The organism is Lacrimispora sinapis (assembly GCF_043633585.1).
Lineage (GTDB): Bacteria > Bacillota > Clostridia > Lachnospirales > Lachnospiraceae > Lacrimispora > Lacrimispora sinapis.
This window is the reverse complement of sequence record NZ_CP141832.1, coordinates 2,482,823-2,495,401: the sequence shown is the minus strand read 5'-3', so window position 1 is coordinate 2,495,401 and position 12,579 is coordinate 2,482,823. Positions and strand designations below refer to the sequence as shown.

The following is a 12,579-nucleotide window of genomic DNA, read 5'->3' as shown; positions in this document are numbered from 1 at the left end:
TTTGTTTGAAAATGTCAGTGCTGCTGAATAACTGTTAAGAGAGATTTTACGATATCAGATGGTGAGAAAGTGGGTGAAAAACAATGAAAAAGTGGTACGATATAATTCCTTATTTAATATTTGGACTAGGCATTATTATGGATATAGGTGTAAATCTCACAGGAATATATAAAATCCCTGTTACAGAATCATATATGGATTACATATTTGCAGGAATAATAACTGTTTCCGTAATGTGTTTTACCCTAGTAACATTAATTTCAAGTTTTTTAGATAATAGTTACTTGGGGTATAAGTTGAAGGACATAATTCAATTTCCCAATTCACCAGTAAATACGAAAAAATATGTAAGAGTTTCTTTATTGGTTATTACCATTGGAGTGTGTCTGCTGGGTATGAATTTTGTGATCGATTGTGCTAACAGTATGACAGCATTGATATTGGCATTAATATTATTAGAGGGAAATGTTGCGTTTGAAATCTGGACGATGATTACAAACGAAAGTTATGTTTTTGATTTAGTAATTAGTCATTTCTCTGCTAGTGTGAATAATAACGAGATGGATTTAAAGGAATTCCAGTCACATACGGACACAATTGTAAGCGCGCTGTCAACAGCTATATACGAAAGAAATTATGTTGAGAAAGAGAAGACGTGTGAGATGCTTACAGAGTTGAGTGTCCAGGTTCAAGCAAAGGGAGAGAAAGACGGATATTATGATTACTATAGATATTTTGATATGAAATTGAGAACACAAGTAGACGATTTTACAAAAGCATTTGGATATAATGATATGGTGGAATCTATTGTTAAGATTTATACACGAATGAGTAATTTTGAATATGGAAGAATAGAATTATATGTTATTCCTTTAAAAAACATGCAATTTTGGAATGATCAGTTACTACTTGAAAACAATTATTTTAATCAAATGATAGAAATTGATTTGTTGGATGTATATAAAAAGAAAAAAATCTCAAATTCTGAAATAGAAAGAATTTTCTATGTTTACTTTGACAGTATCATGCATAATAGCTTATGCACAAGAAATGTTCGAGAACAGCTTGTTGAGAACTATATTGCTGCATTGATGAAGCTACAGTGGAAAACTAATGAAGACGGAATAGAACCGGATGTAAATAGCTTGCTAAATGTACTCAAATACTTTGTTTTAAAAAACAATAATGTAGAGGAAAGAAACTATGTGTTTCAAATAATGATTAAACAAACAATTTATAATAATATGCCATATAATAAGGAAAAGTATTTTGATTTTTTAGCATTACTTTTTCAAGCTTTTTATGCGTTTATTTTTTGTGAAGGAGAAACATTAAATCAGAATTATAGGAACAGTTTGCAGGATACTTTTACAATAGAATTTTCATCGGAGACAATTGTAAAAATGAGTGCTTCATGGTTACTAAGAATAAATGTTCAGGAAATTCTTCGTGCAATTGGACGGAGAATTCAAAGAGAATCCGATTTTCTTGAAAGAAGATTTGAAAACTTTCCTTCATTTATGATGGCTAAATCGGTTGTATGGACTTCAGAATTTAATATTGATTTTATGTTGATACTTTATTTGGTATTCAATGATGAGGTTGGATTTTACAGTATCTATGAGGCTTTTTTTAATTGGGATGACATAAATGATGAATGCAAAATAAAGATATTGGGAGAACTCCAAAATCAGTTTGATATGAAAACGGGTCTGCTGAAGGATGGCTTTGTTAAGCAGTACAAACAATATGAAAATCTCTTGAAGCATTCAAGCAACATCACGGAACAAATACAAATAAAGCTGTTTAAGTATATTTGTGAAGCACATACGAATTTAAGACAGAAAAAAATTAATGAATCAGAGCTTAAACCTATAGATATAGATTACAAAGATATTATGGCAAGAATAAATGAATTAATGGAAAAAGACAGTATATTTGGATGGGATTCACAATATTTTACGGAAGGTTATATAAAATTTGTAATGCCAGATTGTATAAGTAGAAGAGAATATCGAACATCGCAAAGTACAGCAAGAACAATTCAAAGGGGAATTATTGAAGCGGTTAAGGGTTATATTCGGCAGCGTGCTAATAAATTAACTCTCACATTTGACATTGAAGGGGTGAGGAATGTGCTCACGTTTATTGGCGAAAATGAATATGATGCCAGAAATTATACTTTTACCGATGATTGGGCATTGACAAAATTAAGAGATGAGGCAGAGTTTATAAAATTAGAAGAAGAACAGAAAAAGATTGAATTTGTGGGTACTCCTCAAATTTATGATAATCTGTACTTTAACAAAGAAAAATTTCGCTTTAATGTTAAAATATCCAATATAGACTTTGTTGACTTAAACGAAAGGGAATGTGAGGCTTTCTTGGAAAGTTCAAAAGGTTATAACGGATTGTATAATGTGGATGGAGCATTGATGCCTAAAGAAGAAGCAATGAAATGTGTTAAAAAAATATATTGCAAAGAACAGTACAGTTTTAAGCTGATGATTGACTTAGGGAAAAACGATGTGACGTACATAGAATTCGAACATTAGATTTCTTCCATAGGATGGACGAAATCTATAAATTAGAATAAAAAGGAATAGATATGTTTCTGCCCACAGATGAAACATTAAAAATAGCGGTGGATTAAGTTGGACAAACCGAGGGGCAAAAGACGTACTTCTTGTCCACTCGTGCCATGTGGAGACGGTGGTGTTACTGACGAGGAAAGCCCAGTAAATCAAAGGGTTACGGGGATTTGAGGTGGATATGTAGGTGTGCTTTTGTGGTTGATGGGGTAGCAATATGTCTCCGGCTATCGTGGTGGGGTAAGGGAAATGTACGTTTTGGCAAAAGCACAGAATATTATCCAATTTTGCAGATTAGTAATATCGGGTCAACAAAACAGTTTGACAAATTGGAGGTGTGCAGATGAAAATAGATTTAAGTGTTGTAGTAGATGCCATTGAAATGGCAGATGATAATTATACATACTTTCTGGATATAGAAACAGGAGAAATTGTTTTTCTTGCGGATGAATTAATAACAGGGCTGGATAATAAGGGGCTGGAAGACGAAATTGAGGAAAATCCAGACCGCTATTTGAGACTTCCTACAAAGTTTGAAATCCATGAATATCGCATCATGGAGGATTTTGTCTGGAGTCTGTCAGAAGGCAGGCAGCAGGAACTATTAGAACGGGCTATTCGAGGAAGAGGAGCGTTTCGGAGATTTAAAGATACTGTGTATGACCTTGGGCTGGAAAAGAAATGGTTTCAGTATGAGGCTGCCGCCTATCGTAAGATTGCGATGGATTGGTGTAGGGATAATGGAATTGAAAATTTTGAGTAGAGGGGGGGGGGGAAAGTATGGATTGGAAGCAGTTGTTTAGACCGCATATATTAGAGAGAGGGCTTGATTATTACGAAAGCGGTTTTGTAGAAGATTATGATGAGGGCAGTGATTTTGTACAGGCCACGGTCCAGGGAAGCAGTGCTTATGATGTATATGTTGAAATTATAGATGGAAAAATTCTTGATATGCAATGTGACTGTCCTTATGCGCAGGAAGGGAATCATTGTAAGCATATGGCGGCGCTGATGTTTTGCATGGAACACGAGATAGAAGCGTGTGCTGACAGCCAGAAGGGAACCATAAAGAAAGATGATGTAAAAATAGCAACGGATTCAGAGAGCAATATAGAAGAATTGGTGAGGAATGCGGATGAAGCGGCGGTTCGTTATTTCCTTACAGAAATTTTGGGGAATGATGATAAGCTGCTCAGCCGATTTAAGAGTATTCTTTGCTGTGAGATTTCAAAAGAGGATATGAAGCGATACAAAAATCAGATAAACAGGATATTTAACAAATATGCCGGACGGCAGGGCTTTATTGATTATTACAGCGCAGATTCCTTTATATCAGACCTAATAGATTTTCTGGACAACGATATAGAAGGTATGCTGAAAAACCGGCAATACAAGGAAGCTTTTGAACTAACAGCCTATATGTTTGTTAAGGTCGGAAATCAGGATATGGATGATTCCGACGGTGGAACAGGGATGCTGGCGAATCAATGTATGGAAATTTGGCTGGAAATAATTGAGCACTGTGATATGGATATAAAGAAAAGTATGTTCCGATGGTTTAAAGAGCACCTGGACGGCCGGGTTATTGATTACATGGAAGAATATATCGAACAAATATTGTTTGATAATTTTAAAGAGGATGAGTTCCTTGAGGATAAACTGAAGTTTACGGAAGAAAAGGTTTGTAAATATAGAAAAGAAAACGATTCCTGGACACGGGGGTATCACGCAGGGAAATGGATCCTTCGGCATATTACAATCATGAATGAGCTGAGAATTTCTCAAGACAGGATTGAGAAGTATGCAAAAGAAAATCTGGAATTCAGTGCGGTTAGAAAATATTATATCCAAGAGTGCATGAAAAAGGGACGGTATGATGCTGCAATCCAGACGCTTAAAGAGGGTAAGGAAACTGACAAGACCGCAGCAGGCCTCGTGGCTGATTATAGCCTGCAATTAAAAGAATTGTATAAACGGACAGGACGGGCAGAAGATTATGAGAATGAGTTATGGCTTTTAATGCTGCAATATAAAGCTGGGGATGTTGCTATATATAAAGAGTTGAAAACACTTTACACGGAGGAGGAGTGGCCTGGTAAGCGCGAGGAAATATTTGCCAAATTGCCGCTCTATGCTGCTGTTGACAGATTATATAAGGAAGAACAGCTCTATGACCGGCTGCTGAAGCTTGTGCTGGATTCTAATGGGCTGTATAAATTGATGGAATATGAACAATGCTTAAAAAATCTGTATCCAGAGGAATTATTAACAAAATATGAGACAGTTGTAAATAACATGGCAGCCCGTACATCTGACCGAAAACACTACCGTGAACTGGTAGCTATATTAAAAAGAATGCAGAAATACACCGGAGGCAAAAAGAGAGTAGATGAAATCGTATCCAGTTGGAAATCTCAATATAGAAATCGTCCGGCTATGATGGATGAGTTAAAAAGAATATAGTTTGTACCATATTGTGGGACTATCCCAAAGTTTGTGTAAACCTTCAAACTGATGTAAAATAAAATCATTCAGTTTGGAGGTTTTGGAGAAAATGCAGTCCAGGAGGAATCGTGCTGAAACGAGACGGCATAATTCTCTGGAATTCATACATGAAAACCGTGATGGGTATTGTCCAATGCAGTTTGCTGACAATAGGGCGGATGTAGAACAAATCATCATTCATTCGGATGAGAAAGAAAGGCTGCACCGAGCTATTCAGAAACTGGATCGTAAGGATTCCATAATCATTAAGAAATATTATTTTTGAGGATAAGACCATGGTAGAAATCGGAAAAGAATTAGGCATTACAGCAATGGCTGTATCAAAGAGACTGAAAAAAATCCCGTATAAGATAAAAAAAGTTTTTGATTAGTTTAAAAATAAATTTTCCCGTGGCTATAAGATAGAGGCTTTGAAAAAGGCATTACGTTAGTATGCAATGATACTGTAAAACAACTTCAGGAAGTGAGCGTAATAAAATATATGTTGATACAAAAATAAGTGCGTAATTTACTTTTTAATAAAAGTACTATATTATATTTATGGCACCTTTAAATAAACTTAATATTCTGGGAGGTAATATACATTGCACTTCTTCTAGCTATTACCGCAATAATTTTTAAAATATTAGAATTTGCAGCTTTAATATGCATAATAGTCTGTTCCATTAAATATATTAAATATCACGGGAAGTAATGGATATAAATGTTCCGCTAAACCCAGCCGATCATCCTGGACTGTACGGTGCCAGTAAAAGTAAGCATGTTTCGTAACTCCATTTCTTTTATACCAGTCGTCAACCTTTAAGCCACTTGCCGCTCTGTCAGCAAAGCGATCCTTCCACAGGATGACACCGTTCGTTTTCATTATGATTTTCCTCCAGGAATCTCTTATTGATGGAAGAATACCATTTTTTTAGCTCAGATGGAATGACTCCTTGTTTTGAAGCACATACAGCAAATAAGGGCAGCACGGTATCGTTTTTTGATAAGTATTAGCTAATCGATTGTCTACACCAAGGCACAAATGCGTTTTTCAGGAATCATTATTACTGCCTCAAAACATACAGAGGTAGTGTGGTTGTTGGAAAGAAAATAATGAGGAGAAAATTTATGTCACGCAGAAAAATAGGAATATTGCTTTTCAACGAAGTTGAGGTAATGGATTTTGCAGGTCCGTTTGAGGTGTTTTCTATTACAGAAAATACTGAGAGAAAGGGAAAAGCATTCGAGGTGCATACCATTGCCAGAAAAAAAGAGTTAATCAGCGCCCGTAACGGATTAAAAATTCAACCTGACTATGACTTTTATGATGCACCTCAATTTGATATTTTAATTATTCCCGGAGGGGCTGGTGCGAAAGAAATAGAAATTCATAACCAAGAGACGATCGATTGGATTAGAAGGAGTTTTACTCATGTGGAAATAATGGCATCAGTGTGTACTGGTGCATTTTTATTAGCTGAGGCTGGATTGCTAGATGAAAGACAAGTAACAACACACTGGAATGATATTGATAGATTAGAAGAACAATACCCCAAAGTCAAAGTTATACGTGATGTCAAATTTGTTGACTCACATCCTATCATTACATCGGGAGGAATATCTGCGGGAATAAATATGTCTTTTTATATCGTAAAAAAATTATTAGGTTTAAAAACTGCAGAAATCACAGCAAAGACAATGGAATATGATATTGATTTAGGAAATTAACATGACCCATTTTATTATAGGTGTCAAAGAACTAATTTATGAAAAATTTTATAGTCAAACAGCCTAAAGCATTAAAGCCAAAAATTCTGAATGTGACGTTACTTTACTAGAAGTTCGTGCATGATGGGGCTTACGTTCAGGAGCAGTTAAGGCACTCTCCGTACTCAGTTGACTGAGGAGCCATTGCTCCATAAGTGACAGCTCACTTATTTTGCAACGGCCCTTTTTTTATTATTTGAATGTTATTCGTTTACTGAGTAAAAGTACTAATAATATTCCAATCTTTCTTTTTTTGTGATCGGGACTTCACGAATATGAAAAACGTATGAAAGATGGGAAATCAGTTTCAAAGTTTCATTTGAACATTTATTAGAAGAACATCAAATACTTTCGGAAAAATTATTTCAAAAGTATTTATATACGCATTATCATAAAACAGGAAAGACCCGGTATTCAATTAGTAATTTTAAAGCAAAATTTGCAGAATTTATAAAGACCTACCCTGTTATACTAAGTACAACCCATTCACTAAGAAGGTCTCTCCCGGAAAACTATTTACTGGATTATGTAATTATCGACGAGGCTTCCCAGGTAGATCTAATTACCGGTGTATTAGCGCTTTCTTGCTGTCGTAATGTTGTTATAGTAGGAGATGTAAAGCAACTTCCTCAAATAACAGAAAGTAAAATAGAAAAGCAACTAAAAACTAGCGTAACAAACCAAGTTTATAATTATTTTCAACATAGTATTTTGTCCTCTGTTATTGAATTATATGGCAAAAAGTTAGAACGGACGATTCTAAGGGAACACTATCGATGCCACCCTACCATAATTGGTTATTGTAACCAAAAATATTATAATAATGAGTTAATCCCTTTTACGAACAAGGAGTTTTCGTCTGCTCCCATGCTTATTTATGAAACTGCCGAAGGAAATCATATGAGGAAAGTAACAAGGGGAGAGACCAAAGGTAATTATAACCAGCGGGAATTGGATGTTACGGTAGAAGAGGTGCTTCAAAATGAATGTAAAGCGAATCAATATGAGCAAATCGGTTTTGTCACTCCATTTCGCCTTCAGGCAGATAAAGCTGGGGAACTGTTGAATAAAAAAATTTTAAGTGACACAGTCCATAAATATCAGGGGAAAGAAAAAGAAGTGATGATTATGTCAACTGTACTGGATGACAAGATCGGAAATATGGGGAAACGGTTTGTTGATGATCCAAGGTTAGTCAATGTGGCCGTTTCCCGTGCTGTCAAACAATTTGTCTTAGTGACAAACCGAGAGTTTTTTTTGAAAAAACGCAGCGAAATTGGGGACTTAATACGGTATATGGAATACAGCAGCCTTGAGAATCATGTGATAAAGAGTAATATTGTTTCTGTTTTTGATCTTCTCTATAAAAATTATTCAAAAAGATTAATTCCCCTTAAAAGAAGAATGAATAGCAATGCTCATTTCAAATCTCAGGAAATTATTCGCGTTTTACTGGATGATATACTCTATGAAGAGCAGTATAATCTGTTTTTTTATGCAGAGGAAATTCTGCTAAGAAATTTAATCAGGGACGTAAGCCAACTAAATAAAGAGGAGTTGCAATATGTGAATAATCGGGCTTCCCTGGATTTTGTTGTTTACAGAAAAATAGGAAAGTCATGTGTTTTAGCAATTGAAGTTGATGGGTTTGAATTTCATGAAAATAAACCGAAACAGCGGGATCGTGATAGATTAAAAAACTCAATTTTAGAAAAGTATCATATTCCTCTCTTGAGACTGCCTACCAATCATAGCGGAGAGGAAGAAAAAATTAAGAAAAAACTGGATGAACTAATATCCAATCCCTGAACTGGAGATTCATTTAAAAGCAGCAAAATTACATAAAGAACCTGAAAGTGCAGAAAACAGCCAATATAATTTCATAAGGAGACCACATAATATGACCCAGTTTACAGAAGAAATCCTTATAATAATCAATGGAATCCCATATGGCAGAGTGATGAGTTACGGGCAGGTTGCAAGACTAGCAGGAAATAGCAGAGGTGCGAGACAGGTAGCCAGGGTACTTCATTCCATGTCTGAGAAATACAGCCTTCCGTGGCATCGTATCATTAACTCAAAAGGTCAAATAGCGATTGCGGATAAAAAACATGCGGCAATCCAAAGAGAACTTCTTATTTCGGAAGGAGTGGAAGTATCGGAGGAGGGATACATAGATATTACTAAATATGGAATATGAGAGCAATTTCATATGCCGGTAAAAGAATGATGAGCTCCAACCTTTTCAAATCACCCATACCTGTGTTATACTCTTCTAGGTGAATGTTAAAGCATGGAACGATGCAGGATGGTGCATAGGGCTTTCGCCAGGTCCCGACTGTGTTTGACAGGAAGCCGAATGACAGTATTCACACATATAAAATGTGCAGCCGAAATTTATCAATGGAAACAGACTGGCCGCTTCATAGGTCAGATAATCGATAAATTTAATCAATGGTGATTAAAAGGAGAATTTATGCAATTTAAAGATTTAAATATTATGCCTGATATTATAAAGGCGCTGGAGAAAGAAAATTATGATATTCCGACTCCGATACAGGAAGAGGCAATCCCTGTTGTACTAAGCGGAAGGGATTTACTTGGATGCGCCCAGACAGGTACCGGAAAAACGGCTGCATTTGCAATACCAACGATTCAGCTGCTCAGGGAAGCAAAAGTGTCTCATCAGTCAAGGCAGAATATCAGAGCGTTGGTCGTAACACCAACCAGGGAGCTGGCCCTGCAAATTTATGAAAGTTTTAATACCTATGGAAAATTCACTGATTTAAAATGCTGCGTTGTCTTTGGCGGCGTGTCTCAAAAGCCCCAGGAAGAGAAATTAAAACTAGGAGTGGATATCCTTGTGGCAACACCGGGCAGATTGCTGGCCTTAATGGATCAGAAGATCATAAATATAGAGCATATTAAAATATTTGTATTAGACGAAGCGGACCGTATGCTGGATATGGGATTTATTCACGATGTAAAGCGGATCATCGCCAAAACACCTGCCAAAAAGCAGACATTGCTTTTTTCCGCTACCATGCCGCCAGATATCGCCAGGCTTGCCGGTACGATTTTAAAGAATCCTGCAAAAATAGAGATCACTCCGGTATCATCGACCGTGGACACCATCAAACAGTATCTTTATTTTGTTGATAAAAGCAATAAGAAGGATTTGCTTTTGCACATTTTAGAAGATAAAAATATAGTTTCCGCACTGGTTTTTACACGCACCAAACATGGAGCGGACCGGCTGATGAGGCAATTATCTAAAAATAATGTAAGGGCTCAGGCAATCCATGGGGATAAGTCGCAGGGAGCGCGTCAGAATGCTTTAAACAATTTTAAAAATAAAACGCTGCGAATATTGATTGCAACAGATATTGCGGCAAGAGGAATTGACATTGATGAGCTGACTCATGTAATTAATTTTGATTTGCCGGATACACCGGAGACCTATGTACACCGCATTGGAAGAACAGGCAGGGCGGGACTTGAGGGGACTGCAATCTCTTTCTGTGATTTCGACGAAAAAGGACAGCTTGACGATATTGAAAGGTTAATTGGAAAAAGATTAACAGAGATCAAAGATCATCCATACCCTCTAAAGAATAATTTCCCCGCCATAAAGGTAGTACAGCCAAGAAGAGGAGCAGTGCATACCGCTTCCGCAAATAGCGCTGTGTCACCTAAGAAGAAATTTCGGATGACAGCAGACGGAACTTTAAAAGAGAAACGGAGTTTTAATAAATTTTCTTCCAGGGACAAAAAACGGTAAATTTATAACAAAGAGCTTCTTCTGGAGGCGGTCGTAATCCTTTGATTGCAGCCGCCTTTTTTCTATTTGATCCATAGTTTCATGCAGCCGATATCATAGAGATATTTCAGACTTTACAAGCAATAATTATTTGCGGCGGGGATTTACTAACGCCATTTTTAGCAAAATATTTGACAGCAGAACAATAAATGCTGGCGGCGGAGTCTTCCTATGTCCATGGATTCCTATATATAAAGTCTCTTTTGACGACCAGATATTGTGGATATATCATAAAATCAGCTGGACCTTCCTTGTAAATAAAGGATACCCCCAAAAGGAAGAAATGGCAGCATTTCAAAAAAATAAATTTTATAATGATAGGAAAAAAACACATTTGCCATGGTACATAGATACTAATAGGAGGTATAATGGGATGAGAGTCGGAATGATCGGTGGGGCTACCATGGGTGCAGGAATCGCAATGCAAAATGGCCTCATCGGAAACTATCAAAAGAAAGGATTACACAGGCGGGCGCAGATGGGATTTTATAGAAGGAGGAGAGAACGATGGCAATTGTAGAGCTGCCCTTTGGAAGGGAAAAAATCAGTGTGGATATTCCTGACAGCCGTTTCAATGGAATTCTTATGTCAGGAGCTCATAGTTATCAGGCAGAAGGAAAGGAGGAGGAACTGGTCAAAAAGGCTATGGAGCACCCCATTCATTCCCCAAGGCTTAAAGAGCTGGTGAAGGGAAAAAATAATATTGTAATGATTGCAAGCGACCATACCAGGCCGGTTCCCAGCCGGGTGATCGCACCGGCTATTCTTGCGGAAATCAAAGAAGGAAATCCACAGGCAAAGCTGACCATCCTCATTGCCACAGGATTTCACAGGTCCACCACCAGGGAAGAATTGATTGATAAGTTCGGACAGGAAATCGTTGACCGGACGGATATCCGCTTTGTGATCCATGAAAGCCAGAAGGATGAGGATATGGTTTTCATCGGAACGTTGCCCTCTGGAGGAAAGCTTTTGATCAACCGGATCGCCGCAGAAGCAGATCTGCTTCTTTCAGAAGGCTTTATAGAGCCTCACTTCTTTGCCGGGTTTTCCGGCGGAAGAAAAAGCGTGCTGCCGGGAGTATCCAGCGGAGTGACGGTCATGGCAAACCACTGTTCCGAGTTTATTGACAGTCCCTATGCAAGAACCGGAATCCTGGAGGGAAATCCCATACATAGAGATATGATTTATGCCGCTGAGAAAGCAAAACTGGCGTTTATCGTCAATGTGGTGTTAGATGAGAACAAGAAAGTGATAAAGGCTTATGCCGGTCATTTTAATGATGCCCATAAGGAGGGCTGCCGGTTTGTGGATCAGCTTTCCGGAGTGGATGCCCTTCCCGCAGATATCGTCATTACCACAAATGGTGGGTATCCCCTGGATCAGAATATCTACCAGTCAGTAAAAGGTATGACAGCCGCAGAGGCCACCTGCAAACCGGGAGGTGTGATTATTATGGTATCAAGCTGCAGTGACGGCCATGGGGGTCAATCCCTGTATGATACTTTTGCCGGGGGAGAGGATAAGAATCAAATCATGAAACGGTTTCTTGACACCCCCCGGGATAAGACCGTACCGGATCAGTGGGAGGCACAGATTCTATGCAGGATTCTCTTAAAATATAAGGTGATCATGGTGACCAGGGCGCCCAAAGAAATGATTCTTAACATGCAGATGGATTATGCAGACACCGTTGAAGAGGCGATTTCCATGGCAGATCATTTTCTTGGCAGGGCGGACGGGAAAATTACGGTCATACCGGATGGAGTTTCCGTAATTGTCAGAAACCGGTGCGTTTCATAGATTGCAGTAAAGAATAAATCCACAAATCCGATACAAATTATAAATTACAAATTATAAAAGTTATCATAAAATATAGTCCATTTGCATAGAAACCTGCACAGAACCATTTTC

The 12,579-nt window shown here is 37.5% G+C and carries 11 protein-coding genes; 10 read left to right on the top strand and 1 reads right to left on the bottom strand.

The window, feature by feature from the left end; all coding sequences use genetic code 11:
• Positions 1–83: 83 nt before the first annotated feature.
• From VIG27_RS11660 to VIG27_RS11645, 4 genes are all read left to right on the top strand, one after another.
• Positions 84–2,555: a hypothetical protein gene (locus tag VIG27_RS11660; RefSeq protein ID WP_394522697.1), complete on the top strand. Its 2,472-nt coding sequence runs from the start codon at positions 84–86 to the stop codon at positions 2,553–2,555.
• Positions 2,556–2,934: 379 nt separating this feature from the next.
• A complete protein-coding gene (locus VIG27_RS11655; protein WP_394522696.1) occupies positions 2,935–3,354 on the top strand; it encodes a UPF0158 family protein in 420 nt (139 codons plus the stop codon).
• A 17-nt stretch (positions 3,355–3,371) separates the two neighbouring features.
• Positions 3,372–5,054: a hypothetical protein gene (locus VIG27_RS11650; protein ID WP_394522695.1), complete on the top strand. Its 1,683-nt coding sequence runs from the start codon at positions 3,372–3,374 to the stop codon at positions 5,052–5,054.
• Between the two features lie 296 nt (positions 5,055–5,350).
• The gene (locus tag VIG27_RS11645; RefSeq protein WP_394527542.1) at positions 5,351–5,467 is read left to right on the top strand and encodes a sigma factor-like helix-turn-helix DNA-binding protein; all 117 of its coding nucleotides are present in this window, start codon (positions 5,351–5,353) and stop codon (positions 5,465–5,467) included.
• Between the two features lie 269 nt (positions 5,468–5,736).
• On the opposite strand, the gene tnpA is transcribed toward VIG27_RS11645, so the two are convergent.
• Positions 5,737–5,961: an IS66 family insertion sequence element accessory protein TnpA gene (tnpA, locus tag VIG27_RS11640; protein ID WP_394522694.1), complete on the bottom strand. Its 225-nt coding sequence runs from the start codon at positions 5,959–5,961 to the stop codon at positions 5,737–5,739.
• Positions 5,962–6,206: 245 nt separating this feature from the next.
• Here tnpA and VIG27_RS11635 point away from each other — a divergent pair, with 245 nt between their 5' ends.
• The 6 genes from VIG27_RS11635 to larA all read left to right on the top strand — a co-directional run bounded on the left by VIG27_RS11635 (position 6,207) and on the right by larA (position 12,468).
• Positions 6,207–6,806, top strand: coding sequence for a DJ-1/PfpI family protein (locus VIG27_RS11635; protein WP_394522693.1), 600 nt, complete (start codon positions 6,207–6,209; stop codon positions 6,804–6,806).
• 339 nt (positions 6,807–7,145) lie between these two features.
• A complete protein-coding gene (locus VIG27_RS11630; RefSeq protein WP_394527540.1) occupies positions 7,146–8,654 on the top strand; it encodes an AAA domain-containing protein in 1,509 nt (502 codons plus the stop codon).
• Positions 8,655–8,745: 91 nt separating this feature from the next.
• Positions 8,746–9,045 (top strand): MGMT family protein, encoded by a 300-nt coding sequence (locus tag VIG27_RS11625; protein WP_394522692.1) that lies wholly within the window; start codon positions 8,746–8,748, stop codon positions 9,043–9,045.
• A 276-nt stretch (positions 9,046–9,321) separates the two neighbouring features.
• Positions 9,322–10,626 (top strand): DEAD/DEAH box helicase, encoded by a 1,305-nt coding sequence (locus VIG27_RS11620; RefSeq protein WP_394522691.1) that lies wholly within the window; start codon positions 9,322–9,324, stop codon positions 10,624–10,626.
• 412 nt (positions 10,627–11,038) lie between these two features.
• Positions 11,039–11,185 carry a hypothetical protein gene (locus VIG27_RS11615; RefSeq protein ID WP_394522690.1) on the top strand — a complete coding sequence of 49 codons (147 nt, stop codon included), beginning with the start codon at positions 11,039–11,041 and terminating at the stop codon, positions 11,183–11,185.
• Positions 11,173–12,468 (top strand): nickel-dependent lactate racemase, encoded by a 1,296-nt coding sequence (larA, locus tag VIG27_RS11610; protein WP_394522689.1) that lies wholly within the window; start codon positions 11,173–11,175, stop codon positions 12,466–12,468. The genes VIG27_RS11615 and larA overlap by 13 nt, the downstream gene beginning before the upstream one ends.
• Positions 12,469–12,579 lie beyond the last annotated feature (111 nt).